Source organism: Candidatus Nucleicultrix amoebiphila FS5 (genome assembly GCF_002117145.1).
Lineage (GTDB): Bacteria > Pseudomonadota > Alphaproteobacteria > Caedimonadales > Nucleicultricaceae > Nucleicultrix > Nucleicultrix amoebiphila.
On record NZ_CP008743.1, the window covers coordinates 106,264 to 122,912 of the forward strand.

Consider the following 16,649-nt stretch of genomic DNA (forward strand, 5'->3'; position numbering starts at 1 on the left):
ACGGGAAAATAAGGAGTTTGGTGGAGTCAGGGGGGATCGAACCCCCGACCTCTACAATGCCATCGTAGCGCTCTCCCAGCTGAGCTATGACCCCAATCAAGGTGTTGAAATTAAGATGAAGTCAAAGATTCTGCAAGCAGTTTTTTTATTTTAAGTGAAAAATGCATAAAACAAATTGATGGACTTTAAATGAATGCTCATAAGATCAATTTTAGTTGATTTTTAGAGTAGGCATACCAAAGAGATATCCTTGACCATAATCGCACTCCATATCAGTCACTTGTGCTAAATCATTCTCAGTTTCAATTTTTGATACGATCAAATCGACATATTTACTATAAGCTTTCTTTTTAAAAGCTCGAATGGCATCGAGAGAATGGTTTTTGACGTAACTCGCAAGAATATTTTGATCAATTTTTAAAAAGCGTATCTGATGGGCATATAATTGATCAAAATCGAGATCAAGAGACTTGAGGTGTTCCAGTGAAAACTGACAGCCAAATTTAGATAACTGCTTAATAGTTTTAAGAGTATGATCGGGACTTTCTGTAAGGCATGCAGCATCTAATTCAAAAGTTAAATTTTGCGCAAGATTTTGATTAAGCTCAATGAATTCAACCAATCCTTGTAAAAAATCTGAATCTTCAAGAGTTTTTAAGGAAACATTACAAAAAAATCCCAAGTTTAAGTCTTTTTTTTGAGATTTGCGTAAGAGGTTAATGCACTTAAATAGGAGAGTGTTATCAATAATTCTAATCAGAGATTCCTCTTCTGCTATCTGTAAATACTGATCTGGAATGAGAATATAGTTATTGTGACTGTGAATGCGAGAAAAGCATTCAATATAACGGTTCTTTCGTTGTGGTAAGCTCACTATGGGCTGGAGCAGCATTTCAATTTTATCTTGTTTCAAAGCATGGTGAATTTCACCCAAAAGCTCTTCTCGTGAAAGCTGATGAGCACTTGTATCCGTTAAAGCTTTGCTCTCTGGTATAATTGAGCGTTGTTCTGATGGTGCTTCTATTTCTTTACCATGAAAATAAGAATCCAACTGATGTTGTAAAAACTCATGCATTTTTAATTCAAGTTCTTCTAGAACTTTGTTTTGATTCAGTTGAAAGCTTGTGATTTTTTGTACCAAAATCTTTTGTTCGGCGTGAATTGCCGCTAGATTGACGCTCATTTTCTGAAGATTTGAATTTAAAAGTGCTTCATGGAGAAACAACATAAAAAGATAACTGATACAAGCAACTAAGCTGATCTCAAAAGGAGTCCAGTTCGGCAGAAAATAGATAAGCCCTATTCCTAACCCCAGACATAAAAAGCCATAAAAAAAGATAAATATTACTTTGCTTTGAATTGCCAAGAGCTATCCTTGTTATTAATTATGTCCCTCATTCAAAAAGACATTAATGCCTCTCTCAACTGCTTGTATTAAAACTCAAACATCCCTAAAAAACTACTAACAATCTATAATTTTTTAAGGTATGGTCAGTAAAAATCAAATCTCCAATAAGCAACATGACTGAAACACAAAACCGTCAAAAGCATTTATATCTGATTGATGGATCAGGCTTTATCTTTAGAGCTTACCATGCCCTGCCACCGTTAACGCGCATGGATGGTACTCCAGTGAATGCGGTGTATGGTTTTACGTCCATGCTTTTAAAAATCCTCGATAAAACAGATGTGGATTATTTTTGTGTTGTTTTCGATTCAGCACGTCGAAATTTTAGGCATGATATTTACTCTCAATATAAAGCTAATCGTCCAGAGCCTCCAGAAGACCTTATCCCCCAATTTCCTTTGATAAGAGAAGTTTGTAACGCTTTTAATGTGGCAATGATTGAACAGGAAGGTTATGAGGCTGATGATCTTATTGCTGCATATGTAGATGAAGCACAGAGAAATGATACACAGGTAACGATCGTTTCTTCAGATAAAGACCTTATGCAGTTAGTTCGTGGTGGGGTTGAGATGCTTGATCCCATGAAAGACCGCATTATTGGTAGGCAGCAAGTGATTGAGAAATTTGGAGTCCCTCCTGAGAAAGTGATTGAAGTCCAAGCACTTGCGGGTGATAGCGTTGATAATATTCCAGGCATTCCTGGGATTGGTTTGAAAACGGCAGCGGAACTAATTAATGCTTATGGAACTGTGGAAGAATTATTAGCGCGTTCTTCCGAAATTAAACAACCTAAAAGGCGACAGTCACTGATTGATCATGCTGAAGATGCTCGTATTTCGAAAAGACTTGTCGTTTTGGATAATACTGCTCCTTTAGTGAAGCATTTTAATGAACTGAACCGCCAAGAGATAGATCCTGATAAAGCCTTACATTTTTTAAAAGAACAAGGATTTAAGACGCTTATTTCTCGATTGGAACGTCAGTGGCAAGGAACGGAAAATCAGCTGCCTAATAATGTTAATGACCAGCTTAAAAAAGAATATGAGCTGATTGTAACTCCTGATCACCTGAAAAAGTGGATCAAGGCTATTTACAATGTTGGTAAAGTTGCAGTGGATACTGAAACAACAGGACTCGATCCAATGCAAGCTGATCTTGTTGGAATTTCTTTAGGACTGCCAGATGGAAAAGCTTGCTATATCCCAATTGCACATAAAAAGGCTCAACAACAGCTCACACTTGGCGATTTCGCTTCTTCCGAAAGTGAAGCCTTAAAGCAGATCCCTTTAAGTCAGATAGTGGATCTTCTAAGTCCCCTCATGGCTGATCCCTCTATTTTGAAGGTTGGTCATAATATTAAATATGATTTACTGGTCTTAGCGCGTTATGGATTTAATCTCGATACTATCGATGACACGATGGTGATGTCGTATGTTTTAGATGGCACAAAGAATGGCCATGGAATGGACGAATTAGCAAAACTGCATCTGAATTATAAAACTATTACTTTTGAAGAAGTCGCGGGTACCGGTAAAAACCAAATTACGTTTGATTATGTTGATTTGAAAAGAGCTTTAGAATATGCAGCTGAAGATGCTGACATTACCTTCAGGCTTCATACGCTTTTCAAAAAAAGATTGGTGACCGAGTCTGCTACAAGTGTTTATGAAAACATTGATCGTCCGCTCATACCTGTTCTGAAGGATATGGAGCAGACGGGGGTTAAGATTGATGTCAATTATCTTGATCAATTAGGGAAAGAGTTTCAAAAAAGATTGTTAGAGCTAGAAAAGGAAATCCATGGATTGGCTGGTGAGGACTTTAACATAGGATCACCAAAGCAATTGGGAGAAGTTCTTTATGATAAACTCAAGCTACCTGGAGCGAAGAAAAGCAAGCTAGGCGCTTATGTAACCGATGCAGACACACTAGAAACCCTCGCGGGACAAGGAATAGTTTTGGCGGAGCGTGTACTCGATTGGCGACAACTCGCAAAACTTAAAAGTACATACACAGATGCTTTGGTGAGACAAATTAACCCAAAGACACTAAGACTTCATACCTCATATGCGATGACTATCACTTCCACGGGAAGATTGTCATCTAGTAATCCTAATCTACAAAATATCCCCATTCGAACAGAAGAAGGACGAAAAATACGTCGCGCTTTTATACCTGAAGTAGGATTTAGTCTTATGTCACTTGATTATTCACAAATCGAGTTAAGGTTATTAGCTTGTATGGCAGATATTGAGTCCTTAAAAGAAGCATTCAGAAAAGGCTATGATATTCATGCTTTAACAGCTTCAGAAGTGTTTAATGTTCCTTTTGAATCAGTGAGTCCAGAATTACGTCGTCAAGCCAAGGCAATTAATTTCGGCATTATCTATGGCATGAGTGCTTTTGGTTTATCGCAGCAACTTAAAATATCAAGAGAAGAGGCTGGGCAATATATAAAAGCTTATCACCTCAAATATCCAGGAATTACACAATACATGGAGGCTACCAAAGAAAATGCCAGACGGCAGGGTTTCGTTGAAACAATGTTTGGTCGTAAATGTTATATCAATAGTATTCTAGATAAAAATCCTGCCCGTAAGAATTTTGCTGAACGTCAAGCCATAAATGCTCCCCTCCAAGGATCTGCGGCTGATATTATTAAAATTGCCATGTGTCATATTAAGCCCGTGCTTACAAAAGAAAACTTAAAAGCAAGAATGCTCTTGCAGGTCCACGACGAGCTTATTTTTGAAGTCCCTGAAACACAAGTTGAGTTGACAGCTAAAATCGTTAAGGAAACGATGGAAACAGCTGTAAGGATTGATGTGCCTATGATTGCCGATATTGGCATAGGTCATAATTGGGCCGACGCGCATTAAGAGTTGTGTTTAAACTAAAAAACTGTATAACCATTTTATCAGCAAGTTATCTTGGGAGATTAATGTGAGAATAATAAACATTTTATTCGTTTTTTTCTGTCTGATTTCAAGTAGTTCATCCTGGTCTGCTTGCAGAAGCCCAGAAGAAATAGTTCTTTCGGATGTTTGGGTGAGAGAAAATAAACAAATGCATGGTAATACGGCTGCGTTCATGGAAATACATAATCGCTCGAGCGAGAACCTTACATTGGTTCGTGCAGAGGTTAATGCTTCTCATAGAGTTGAACTTCACACCCATAAAAAAGATAAATGTAATAACGTTTATCGTATGCGACCTATAAAGAATATTCCTGTTGCTTCAGGTAAAACTGTCATCTTGCAACCTGGTGGATTGCATATCATGTTGATGAAAATTAGAAAGCCGCTTTTCGAAGGCCAATTGGTACATATTAAGCTTATCCTTGAAGATAAGATGGGCAATATTATTGAGAAAGACATTGACGCTGAAGTGCGTAAGGGACCTTGTCATTGTCATCATCATGAAAAAGCTCAAAAACGGCAGGAAGCATTGGATGTAGTGGAAGAAAGCACTTATCAAGGTAGCGAGTATTTGAACGCAGATTAAAGTCACACGAAAAGGAATTTTGATGGCGTTTCCATCAGATTTTTTAGATGAAGTAAGAGCCCGCCACCCCATAGCAAATGTGGTGCAAAAGCGTGTTAAATTAACGCGCAAGGGGAGGCTTTTGCTTGGTCTTTGTCCTTTTCATAATGAAAAAACCCCCTCATTTACTGTCTATGAGCAACAAGATACGTATCATTGCTTTGGTTGTGGAGTGCACGGTGATGTTTTTAGTTTTAAGATGCAAACAGAAGGGTTAAGTTTTCTTGAAGCTGTTGAAAATCTAGCTCTTGAAGCGGGATTGACGCTTCCAAATCTTACACCTCAAACCTTTGAGGCACGAGAAAAGAAGAAGACAATCCTTGAAGCGCTTGAAATAGCAACAGATTGGTATGAAAAACAATTGTATCAATCAAAGGCTGGTGAAAAAGTTCTCCAGTATCTTGAACATCGTCATCTTAGAGATGAAACTTTAAAGAGTTTTCGAGTAGGGTTTGCGCCAGAAGGACCGAGCTCTTTAATCAATTTCATGAAAGAAAGAGGGTTTGAGGACGAGACTCTTGTAAAAGCAGGCTTGATGATTCGTCGTGAAGGCGGACGAACGATTGATTATTTTCGTGATCGCTTGCTTTTTCCTATTTTTGACAAACGTGGTGCAGTGATTGCTTTTGGGGGTAGAATTTTAGGAGAGGGTGAACCTAAGTATTTGAATTCTCCGGAAACAGAGGTGTTTCACAAAAGTAATACTCTTTATGGTTTACATCTTATTAATCGTAAAAATCTTTCAAATCATCCACTTCTTGTTGTTGAAGGATTTGTGGATGTAATGATGCTTAAGCAAGAAGGGTTTCAAGCTGTTGCTCCCTTAGGAACTGCAATAACTGAATTGCACATCGCTGAATTGTGGCGCTTAACCCCAACACCTTGTTTATGTCTAGATGGTGATCTCGCTGGGCAAAATGCTACTTTTAGGGCGGCTGAGAGGGCATTGCCGAATTTAGAGCCTGGAAAATCGCTTTCTATCGCTGTTCTTCCTCAAGGGGAGGACCCAGATAGTCTGATAAAAGGAGGAGGGAAACCCTTTTTAGAAAAATTGGTTTCTGCTCCCCAACATCTTGTAGACTTTTTATGGGAGAGAGTTTTTACCAACGAAGTTTATGATACTCCTGAAAAACGAGCTCTTTTAGAAAAAAAACTTATGAGCTTAGCGGAAACGATTAAGGATCTTTCTGTTAAACAATATTATAAAGCCGCCTTTAAAAGCAGGATTTTTGAGGTTTTTAGTGGGGCGCTGTATGGCAAAAAAAGAAAAAACGACCTTTTACAGCCTCTTAAAAAAGCCAAAGTTCAACTGAATACAAGTGCACTAAAGCTTAAAATTCTCTTCGCTGGGCTCTTAAATCACCCTCAAATGATTTATGACGTGGGAGAAAAGCTCGCAGAGCTTGAAATTATAGATAAAAATTTGATAAAGCTAAGGGATGAGATTTTTTTTGCATTAAATGAACATCGAGATCTTGACGAAGTGAGTTTAAAGCACCACCTTAATAACCACGGACATGGCAAACTTGTGCAAAGTCTTCTCTCTGAAACTATTTATGTGCATGCACATTTTGCCCGTCCGCACGTATCAATTGATATGGCGCGTGAGGGTTGGTTAGAAGTGTGGCAGCACCTTTTAGAATCAAAACTCTTCGCTGAAGATATTAAGCGTGCACAATCTCAACTATCCGATGCAATGTCATCACAATCTTGGAAGCGAATGCAATTACTCTTTAATCAAGCAAAAACCTACAAACAAAAATCTCAAGAAACATCATTAAATCAAGATAGTTTTCCTCAACCTTCTTCAAATGTTAAAGGATAATGACCGTGGTTAAAAAAGTGCAAAAGAAAATTTTATCAAAAAAAACTGATCCTAAAAAGAAGCCCGTGTTGAAAGCTCAGCCTAAAAACGCGCAACCCAAGAAGATGACTCCAAAGAAAAGTCCTTCAAAAGTTGTAGTTCCTAAAAAGGCAAAACCTGCGGTTAAGGCATCGAATAGCAAAGAAAAACAAAAAGTAAAAAATCAGAGCGGCAAAGGATTATTTGCAAAATTAAAAGAATCCTTTAAAGGAAAGCCAGCTGTTAAATCAAAGTCAGATAAGAAAGAAAAAATCCAGTTGAACAAGAAATCAAAAGCACCTGTATCTCAAAAGAAAAAGGCACCTGTAAAAGCGAACGTAGTTGTAAAAAACTCAACCAGCAAGACAAAAAATTCTCCTAAAGTTGAGTCTAAAACTCTGCTTCAATCAAAGGTCAAGAAGCCTTCTGTTGCGCCAGTTAAGGTTGAAACTAAAGCTCCTTTAAAAGTAAAGAAAAAAGGAGTTTTTCAAGAAAAATCTATTGATAAAAAATCAATGGTAAAAAACGTTGATAGTGAGCCCATGGATGCCAAGTCATCTCTCAAGAGGCTGATTGCAAGAGGTCAAGAGCGCGGCTACATAACATATGATGAGTTGAACGCTGCTTTACCTCAAGAAGAAATTTCATCAGAACAAATTGAAGATGCAATGTCTGTCTTGTCCGAAATGGGGATAAACCTAATTGAGGCCGAAGAAGTTGAAGAACTCGATGAGGTTGATAGTATTGAAGGCAAGTCCGATGAAGAAAGCGAAGAAATTTCCGTTGATGTTGATGAAATTGAAGATATCGAAGAAATTAGCGCTTTAGAAGAAGTTGGAGATGGTGATGATGCGGTTGAAGAGCCTTTAGATGAAGCTGAAGAACTAGTTCAAGAAGAAAAAGAAGCAGATGAAGAAGAGTCCGAAAGCGGTAACCTAAAAGATTCCGATGCGGGACGTACCGATGATCCTGTTCGTATGTATTTAAGAGAAATGGGGCAGGTTGAGTTACTTTCTCGTGAAGGCGAAATTGAGATTGCAAAGCGTATTGAAGAAGGTCGACTCATGATGATTGAAGCGATCTGCGAAAGTCCCTTAACGACCAGAGCGATTATTGGTTGGCGAGACGCTTTGAATGAGAACAAAATGCTCTTGAGGGAAATCATCGATCTTGAAGATATGTATACCAATGCAGAGACTCCAGAGGCGGAAAGTGCTCTTGAAGATACTCAATTAGAGTCACTAAACGATAATAAGAAAGCTGTTGAAAGTCCTAAAAAGACAAAAGCTGCTGCTGTTCAGAAAGACGAAATCAAAGAACAAAAAGAGACGAAGTCTAAAAAGCCAAAAGCAAAATCTGAATTAGAAGATGAAGCTGAAGTTGAAGGCGGAGAAGAAAAAGAAGGTGAAGAAACCGAAGAAGATGATTTTGAAGAAGAGGAAGAGAGCGGTGCATCCCTTGCTGCCATGGAAGAAGTTTTAAAACCTCAAGTTCTTGAAACTTTCGACAAAATTGCTAAAACATACGCTGAGTTTCATAAACTGCAAGTTGCAAGATTGAAGCTTACCCAAGAAGGAAAAGAGCCTGCGAAAAAAGATGATGCACGTTATAACAAACTTAAGGCTGACCTCGTTACTTTTGTGAATGAAGTTAGATTCAGCACGAATTGTATTGATCGTCTTATTGAACAACTTTATGCCTTTAATCGTAAATTGACGACTCTCGAAGGATCAATTCTTCGTTATGCGCAAGATTCTGGCGTGAATCGTGAAGATTTCTTGAAAAATTATTATGGACATGAACTTGATCCAAAATGGTTTGATAAAGTGAATAAGCTCACTGGAAAAGGCTGGAAAAAATTCTTAGAAAAGCACAAAGATGAAGTGAAGGAAATTCGCGATAAAGTTGCTGTGATTTCTGTGGAATCAGGTCTGAACGTGAGTGAACTGCGTCGTATTGTTCGTGCAGTTCAAAAGGGTGAAAGTCAAGCCCGTCGTGCTAAGAAAGAAATGATTGAAGCCAACTTGCGCTTAGTGATTTCAATTGCCAAGAAATATACTAACCGCGGATTACAATTCCTTGATCTCATCCAGGAAGGTAATATCGGATTGATGAAAGCCGTTGATAAGTTCGAATACCGCCGCGGTTATAAGTTTTCAACTTACGCAACTTGGTGGATACGTCAGGCGATTACACGCTCTATTGCTGATCAAGCGCGTACAATTCGTATTCCAGTTCACATGATAGAGACTATTAATAAATTAATTCGTACATCTCGTCAGATGTTGCATGAGATTGGGCGGGAGCCAACCCCTGAAGAGCTAGCAACAAAATTGCTCATTCCCGTGGAAAAAGTACGTAAAGTCATGAAAATTGCTAAGGAACCGATCAGTCTCGAGACGCCTATTGGTGATGAAGAAGATGGTTCATTAGGCGATTTTATTGAAGATAAAAATGCGATTCAGCCACTGGATTCAGCAGTTAACTCAAACTTGCGTGAAACAACAACGCGTGTTCTCGCCAGTTTGACTGCTCGTGAAGAACGTGTATTGCGCATGCGCTTTGGTATTGGTATGAATACAGACCATACGCTGGAAGAAGTCGGACAACAGTTCTCGGTTACACGTGAACGTATTCGTCAGATTGAAGCAAAAGCGTTGCGTAAGTTAAAACATCCAAGCCGTTCACGTAAATTACGCAGTTTCTTGGATAATTAAGTGTAAATATCCTTGACGTGGCTTGGGAAATCGATATGTTTCCTTCAGGTGGGGCCTGTAGCTCAGTTGGTTAGAGCGCGCCGCTCATAACGGTGTGGTCGTAGGTTCGAGTCCTACCGGGCCCACCACCTCAAAGAATAAAATAGTCTACTATGCTGGAGATTCTATGGCATCTTATCAATACGTTTACGTGATGAAGCAATTAAGCAAAAGCTTTCCCGGAGGAAAGCAAGTGCTTAAGGACATCTATCTATCCTTTTTGCCAGGTGCAAAGATTGGTATTATTGGTGTAAACGGCGCTGGTAAGTCCACTGTCATGAAAATTATGGCAGGGATGGATACAGAATTTAATGGTGAAGCTTGGGCAGCTGAAGGAGCTACAGTAGGGTATCTTTCACAAGAACCAGAGCTTGATCCATCTTTGACCGTTCAAGAAAATATTCTGCTGGGGCTCAAACCCATTAAAGATCTTCTCGATCGTTTTGAAGCTTTAAGTGCGCAATTTGCTGAAGAGCTTTCTGATGATGAAATGAACGCGCTTATTGCCGAGCAAGGTGAATTGCAAGAAAAAATCGATGCCGTCAATGGTTGGGAACTAGAACGCACGATTGAAATTGCTATGGATGCTTTACGTTGTCCTGCGGGAGACGCTGATGTAACCAAACTATCTGGTGGAGAACGTCGTCGTGTTGCTCTTTGCCGCCTTTTGCTACAAAAGCCAGATTTATTGCTTCTTGACGAACCAACAAACCATTTAGACGCTGAGTCTGTCGCTTGGCTTGAAAGGCATTTACAAGAGTATCAAGGCACCGTGGTACTCGTGACCCATGATCGATATTTCTTGGATAATGTCGTCGGTTGGATTCTTGAGTTGGATCGAGGCGAAGGTATTCCTTTTGAAGGCAATTACTCTGCATGGTTAAATCAAAAACAAAAACGTTTGCAGCAAGAAGAAAAGCAGGAATCTGATCGTCAAAAGACACTGAGTCGCGAATTAGAATGGATTCAACAATCACCAAAAGCCCGTCAGGCCAAGAATAAAGCGCGTATCCAAGCTTACAACGAATTGTTGGCGCGTGAATCTGAAAGTCGTCAAGCTCCTGCTCAAATTTATATCCCTGCTGGTCCTAGACTGGGAGGAATTGTTATCGAGATGGAAGGCGTCTCAAAAGGGTTTAATGAACGGTTGCTCATTGAAGATTTAAGTTTTAAGGTGCCTCCTGGGGCTGTTGTTGGTGTTATTGGACCAAATGGAGCAGGAAAAACAACTCTTTCAAAAATGATTGTAGGTGCAGAAATGCCAGATCAAGGGTCAATGCGTCTTGGAGACAGTGTACAAATGAACTACATTGATCAGTCTCGAGATTCTCTGAATGATAATAAAACTGTTTGGGAGGAAATTTCTGAAGGGTTGGATGAAATTGAACTCGGAAAACGTAAGGTTCAAAGTCGTGCTTACTGTAGTTTTTTTAACTTCCGTGGTCCTGATCAACAAAAAAAAGTTGGTCAACTTTCTGGAGGAGAGCGCAACCGTGTGCATCTGGCAAAGATTCTAAAATCAGGAGCGAACGTTTTATTGCTCGACGAACCCACGAACGACTTGGATGTCGAGACTCTGCGTGCTCTTGAAGATGCTTTGCTTAATTTTGCTGGTTCTGCTTTTGTGATTTCCCATGATCGTTGGTTTTTAGACCGCATCGCTACTCATATCCTTGCGTTTGAAGGCGATAGTAAAGTGGTATGGTTTGAAGGAAACTATGCGGATTATGAAGCTGATCGTAAACGTCGTCTTGGAGATGAGGCGCTCAGACCTCACCGAATTAAATATAAACCGTTAACACGTTAATTTTTTTTAAGTTAGAGTTGACGATTCCCTAGAGAATTGACATATAGTCATTAATGATTCATTATAAAAAGGATATCTAATGAAATCCCTTCTCTTTTTTATTTTTCTACTGGCTGCTGTTCCTTGCTTTTCATCTGATGGATTTGGTGAAGTAAGTTGCGAGGAACAAGATCTTCCTCAGAAATATAGTGAAAGAAAAGACATTATCCATCAGACGCCAAAGTATCATGACCTTGCACAGGTTGATAAAAGCAATATGGGGGCCACAGAAGAAATTTTTGAGTTTTATGGAAGTCATGCAAAGGTTTTTGAAAACCTAGTTCCTGAAAAAAAAGGGGGCGTTGTTTGTGCATTAAAGGAATTTAAAAAATTAGAAAGGGCACTTAATCACAGTATAACTCTTTTTAATTACAATAAGATGATTCTGTTGGGGGTTGAAAAAGCAAATCCACACCTTTTAAGAAGTGCCGTCCGCAATCTTTCTCTTACACCCTTAGTCGCTTTAACCAATGCCTATGGTATAGCGATTGAAAATACTTCTGCCCAACCAAGCCTATTTAGGGCGATTGCTGTAAAAAACGGCTGCGTGGCAAAACGATATGAATCTCTTGCCAAATGGTTTGAAAAAAGGTTAACAGCACAACTATCTTCTCTCAATTTAGAGAGGTCATAAATCTAAAACGGATTATAATTAATCTTTTCTTCCACTTCGCTTCTGCGGTGATCCTTACATCCCCTTTAAGAGAGGGATCAATCAACTTATCCATCCATTCATATATTAAATAATATTGACTAATTGAATCACATATGTCAAAAATTTTACTCAATATTAAATCAAAATTTAAGGGAGAGGCTGTTGTTTCAGGGTGTCGGAAAAGTAATATTATTTATGCTATTATTGACAAGTACGGTTCATGCGTCTGATGACCTCAAGTGGTCTCCAGAAGAAATTCAAGCAAATTATAAACTTTTTAAGCAAACAATCAGATCTACACCTGAGTACGAAATGATACCTATACCACAGCGTCAGAGTTTAGAGACTATGGAAGGACTCTGCGAATTTTATGTAGATCATTCTGAAGATTTTACGGCGCTCTTTAAACAAAGCAAAACATTATCTCAAGGGCTACAGCTCATTAAGAATAGAGCCACGTCTCTTCACCGACCCATTACCTTGTTTAAATATAATCAAGAGAGACTGACAGGAAAAAGCGGTCAAGCGTTAACCGATTCTGTGATGCAGATGTGCTATGAACCTATGGCAATTGTAAGTAAAGGGTATCAAATTGCTATGGGGAATCCAATATTGTTTCCGGGGTTATTTAATGCTCTTACTATGAAGGATGGATGCGTCGCTAAGCGTGCGACAAAATTATCAGGATGGTTAAGCAAAAATATGTAGATGTCACATTTCAATAGGTGACGATGAATCCCATCATTGCAAGTTCTTCACAGCGTTGAAGACTTGCAATGATACTCTTGATAGGGTTATTAAAGAATTTTTATTCAAATGCAGCTTGTAACTGGGCAGTAATTGATTCCTTAATAAGATTTTTTAAAGTTTGATTTATAGAATCAATAACGATTGTTTTATCGCCTGTATTTTTATCTTTTACAAGCTTAGCCTTTTCTCCAAACTTTTTAGTAACTAAGGCACGAGTTTTTGCATTATATTTCATTTCGCCCTCAAATAAGACAGGGCAATCTGTCAAAATAATTTTCATAAATTTTAAATCAAAAATCGCGTCTGCTTTAATGTTATTCACAATATATCCAGCTGCTGTTGTTGGCGACATTTTCCCAGAAAATACTTGAGTTTTTATCTTGAATATTTTTTTATCAGTTTGATCCGTAAAAACGCCAATAATATGTGTAACAAATTGATCCCAGGTTAGGGGTTTGTTTCTTAGTTTATGGATGGCGTCTGTTGAATCATCTCTTAGTTTACCTTTGAATGTTTTGGATGTTTCGGTGATCCAAGACTCAAATTTTCTCACTTTATCGACACTGCACTTGCCTGTAAAACCAGAGGCCTTGAAAAAATCGAACAAAACATTCTCTTGAGATTGACGTGCTTTAAGAAAACCTAAAACCATGGTTTTGAAAGGGGTCTCTGCAGCTTCAAGAAAAGTCGCTGTATATAAGTTGGCTGATTTACGAAAGCTGGAATAAAACCTTATTAATTGATCCTTTTTAAATATGAAATTGGTTGCACCCTCAATATATCGAGATTTTATGGTCTCTATGTCTCTAGATTTTTCAAGAGCGTTGATACGTTTGATATAAAGTTCTTCGGTATAATCACTCTCTATGGGAGCCATTAAGCCGATTAAATACTGTTTTGAATCAGAACATCCATAAAAATTGAGAAAGGTACTAACAATGTTTTTTTCTGTTTCTGTAAGTGCTCTAGGAAACAGAAGATCGATTTCATCGCGCGTCAGGATATTAGCTCTACGTAACGAGGCTTTATAAAACTCTGCATTCTCTAGTTCAGAGCTTGATGCAAAGGATAGACCTCGTACACACGCGAGGATATCCTGAAGAAAACGCGCTTTGTCATTTGAATATTCTTCAACCATGTGCCCTTCAGCATCCGATTGTCCTGTTTGAGCAGTGCGCGCATGTGATGGAACCTCTTCTTCAAGGCCGCTAGAAGCATAACATAGACTAGACACTCCAAGTGAGCCAATAAAAACAAAATTCATTAAAATAGATTTCATAAAACGTCTTTCTCTCAAAAAATGGATACATTGGACAAATAGGCAATGATATGTAAGAAATCAAATAAATTAATTTATTGTAATATTGATTATATTTTTAATAAAAATCGAATTGGTATTTTAATGTTACTTGCTATTTTTTGAGCACCATTTCTTGCTGGTTCAAGTCTCCAGCGTTTTACAGTTTCTAGGGCTGCTTGATCAAGGCATTCAAATCCACTAGATTGATAAAGCTTTAGGGCGGAGACTCTTCCGTCAGTATTCACGTGAGCGAGAAGAATAACTTGGCCCTCGAAGCCTTTTTTGCGCGCAAGAGTAGGATAGATGGGCATGGGCGTTTGACTTGAACCCAAGCTATAGGAAACTTCAGTATAAGAAGGCGCAAGTAAGGGAGAGGAGTGAGATTCTGCAGTTGTTGGCAAAACAGAAGGGTCTCTTCTGAGAGTATTATTAAAAGATTTGATGAAACCTTTTTGTGACGTTTTCTTAATCTTTGCAATCTTATGAATAACTTTGTTCGATTGACGGGGTTGAGGGGTAACAAATTCAACAGTGAAATGGGAAGCCTCTTTCTTTAAAGGAGAACTATGCATGCTGACGACACTTACAATAAGCGCACTATGAATGAGTCCTGAAAGCAGAAAAGCCAAAGATTTCAAAACAAAAGAAGTTTCATTTATTGCCATGTGATTCTCATTCCCGCAAAAGCCCCAATATCGCGTGATCCGTAGCCATAAAAAGATTCCGATTTATCGTTTAACACGTTTTCAACACGTCCATAGATTTCAAAACTATCATCAATTATATAATTTGCTCCTGCTCTAATTGTGAGAGAGGGAGGAAGAGAGACGGGTTGAGCAGGGAAGACAGCGAAGTTCAAATCACCTTGACTGCTTTTATAATAAGCACTCAAAAAAGTTTTAAGATTTTCTTGAGGCTTAAAATTTAGGCCTCCTGAAACGGTATGGGTAGGGAGATATAAAGCACGTTGGTCCCGGGCACTTTCCGTCGCATCCATGAAAGTATAGGCGACTTGAAGATCCCATTTAAGGGAAATTTTATAGGTGAGACTTGTCTCAAGTCCCTGAGAACGACGTCGACCTTTATTGATTTTTTGAAAAGTTTGATTGGGTAATTGACGCGTGGAAATTAAATCTGTGCTGATGAGGTGAAAATAGGTGAGGGAGCCAATAATGGTTTCATCAAGGAAACTTTGTCTCGCGCCAAATTCAAAACTGCGCGTATTTTCTGGCCTGAGGGTCGGATTACCAATTTTGTTGGGGTGCGATTGATAAAGATCCATAATCAAGGGAAAGCGATATCCCAAGCCATAGCTTGTAAAAATTGTGGTGCTATCACATAAATCATAATCCAAGCCGATCCAAGGAGTCATTTTGGTTGCAAATTCTCGGTGCTTGATAAAACGACTACCGATTATCAGTTTGAGACGTTCTGAAAGATGCCTATTATATTGACTTACGAGCGTTGTGAGGTGATCAGTTTTTGTGCCGACATTCTGCAGATTAGCGATTTCCCGTAAATGCTCGACACCGAGCGTTAAGGTATGAAACTTACTTATATCCCAGTCAAAATAATATTTAATCTGTTGATTTTCTCCGTGGGTGAGATAAGGACTGGCATCAAACATTGTTGTGCGTCTTGTGCCATTATTGGCTAGGAGTAAACGATGACGACTTTTTTTATCGTTTGTCTCAAAGCGATTTTCTACTTTGAAAAAATATCTGTCTGTTTCTGAAAAATTATCCGAGACTGTATAAAATGGTTGTGCACGACGATTGAGGAGAACGCGCGATTCGCCTGCTCTCACCGTCACATCTGTCTCAAAATGAGAAGCGGGTTTAAAAACTGTTCTTAAGGTGCCATTCCCATTTTGAAAATGATCGGCAACTCTATTGCCATGGAGACGATTCTTTTGTACGCCTGTTCCAGTCCTTAAAAAAGATCCTCCCAAATAATAATCAAGGCTCGTTTGTGCCCCTTCAATGTTCAATCCTGCTTTTTGTGTGCGATATTGGCCGCCTTCAAGATCATAGCTCAGTTTTGGTTTATCTTTCCCACGTCTTGTTTCAAAAAGGATAATACCCCCTGCTGCTTGATGATCATAAAAAAGGGCTCGAGGTCCAGGAAGAACAGTCATCTTCTGTAAATCTTGTGGGGTAAGATCAGTAATATTAAAGGCACCATCAACACCTGGGTCGTTTTCTCGAACGTTATCGATTAAGACGATGGTATTATAGGTGTTTGATCCTCGAATCTCTGTACGTGGAAGCCCGCGATTAAAAGCGCTCGGAACAACACTGAGGCTCGGGCTCATTTGAAGGGCTTCAACGGCAAAAGTATATTGTTTTTCTCTAAAAGCTTCATTTGTGGCCTTAACCATAATGGGAGATCTATCTTCTTGGGTATCGCTTGAGAGTGGTTCTGCTTTTACAATCGTTTCCTTTAACACTGTTTCTGCAGCATAGGATGTACTTAGATTCATACTGGCTAAAAAGCTCAGTCCAATAAATTGACGACACGAAGGTCTCACGGATTACTCCCAAATGGT

11 protein-coding genes and 2 tRNA genes are annotated in these 16,649 nt (G+C 38.9%); 8 read left to right on the forward strand and 5 right to left on the reverse strand.

Annotated features, from left to right (window positions below):
- Nucleotides 1-18: 18 nt before the first annotated feature.
- Both GQ61_RS00525 and GQ61_RS00530 read right to left on the reverse strand, forming a co-directional pair.
- Nucleotides 19-94, reverse strand: a tRNA-Ala gene (locus tag GQ61_RS00525).
- Nucleotides 95-211: 117 nt separating this feature from the next.
- Complete coding sequence (locus GQ61_RS00530; protein ID WP_085783435.1) at nt 212-1,366, reverse strand: EAL domain-containing protein; 1,155 nt, start codon at nt 1,364-1,366, stop codon at nt 212-214.
- A 155-nt stretch (nt 1,367-1,521) separates the two neighbouring features.
- Between GQ61_RS00530 and polA the strand changes: the two genes are divergently transcribed.
- From polA to GQ61_RS00570, 8 genes are all read left to right on the forward strand, one after another.
- Nucleotides 1,522-4,287 carry a DNA polymerase I gene (gene polA / locus GQ61_RS00535; RefSeq protein ID WP_085783436.1) on the forward strand — a complete coding sequence of 922 codons (2,766 nt, stop codon included), beginning with the start codon at nt 1,522-1,524 and terminating at the stop codon, nt 4,285-4,287.
- Between the two features lie 64 nt (nt 4,288-4,351).
- Nucleotides 4,352-4,912, forward strand: coding sequence for a copper chaperone PCu(A)C (locus GQ61_RS00540; protein ID WP_085783437.1), 561 nt, complete (start codon nt 4,352-4,354; stop codon nt 4,910-4,912).
- Between the two features lie 22 nt (nt 4,913-4,934).
- Nucleotides 4,935-6,776: a DNA primase gene (dnaG, locus tag GQ61_RS00545; protein WP_085783438.1), complete on the forward strand. Its 1,842-nt coding sequence runs from the start codon at nt 4,935-4,937 to the stop codon at nt 6,774-6,776.
- A gap of 533 nt (nt 6,777-7,309) precedes the next feature.
- Complete coding sequence (gene rpoD, locus GQ61_RS00550) at nt 7,310-9,511, forward strand: RNA polymerase sigma factor RpoD (RefSeq protein ID WP_085785031.1); 2,202 nt, start codon at nt 7,310-7,312, stop codon at nt 9,509-9,511.
- A gap of 51 nt (nt 9,512-9,562) precedes the next feature.
- A tRNA-Ile gene (locus GQ61_RS00555) sits at nt 9,563-9,639 on the forward strand.
- A gap of 38 nt (nt 9,640-9,677) precedes the next feature.
- Nucleotides 9,678-11,357: an energy-dependent translational throttle protein EttA gene (ettA, locus tag GQ61_RS00560; protein ID WP_085783439.1), complete on the forward strand. Its 1,680-nt coding sequence runs from the start codon at nt 9,678-9,680 to the stop codon at nt 11,355-11,357.
- A 79-nt stretch (nt 11,358-11,436) separates the two neighbouring features.
- The gene (locus tag GQ61_RS00565; RefSeq protein ID WP_085783440.1) at nt 11,437-12,030 is read left to right on the forward strand and encodes a hypothetical protein; all 594 of its coding nucleotides are present in this window, start codon (nt 11,437-11,439) and stop codon (nt 12,028-12,030) included.
- Nucleotides 12,031-12,213: 183 nt separating this feature from the next.
- The gene (locus tag GQ61_RS00570) at nt 12,214-12,759 is read left to right on the forward strand and encodes a hypothetical protein (protein WP_085783441.1); all 546 of its coding nucleotides are present in this window, start codon (nt 12,214-12,216) and stop codon (nt 12,757-12,759) included.
- Between the two features lie 100 nt (nt 12,760-12,859).
- Here the strand turns inward: GQ61_RS00570 and GQ61_RS00575 are convergent, their stop codons facing one another.
- The 3 genes from GQ61_RS00575 to GQ61_RS00585 all read right to left on the reverse strand — a co-directional run bounded on the left by GQ61_RS00575 (nt 12,860) and on the right by GQ61_RS00585 (nt 16,631).
- Entirely contained in the window at nt 12,860-14,080 is a 1,221-nt protein-coding gene (locus GQ61_RS00575) for a hypothetical protein (protein ID WP_085783442.1), read from the reverse strand.
- Between the two features lie 89 nt (nt 14,081-14,169).
- Nucleotides 14,170-14,766, reverse strand: coding sequence for an energy transducer TonB (locus GQ61_RS00580; protein ID WP_085783443.1), 597 nt, complete (start codon nt 14,764-14,766; stop codon nt 14,170-14,172).
- The gene (locus GQ61_RS00585; RefSeq protein ID WP_085783444.1) at nt 14,757-16,631 is read right to left on the reverse strand and encodes a TonB-dependent receptor plug domain-containing protein; all 1,875 of its coding nucleotides are present in this window, start codon (nt 16,629-16,631) and stop codon (nt 14,757-14,759) included. The genes GQ61_RS00580 and GQ61_RS00585 overlap by 10 nt, the downstream gene beginning before the upstream one ends.
- Nucleotides 16,632-16,649: the final 18 nt, after the last annotated feature.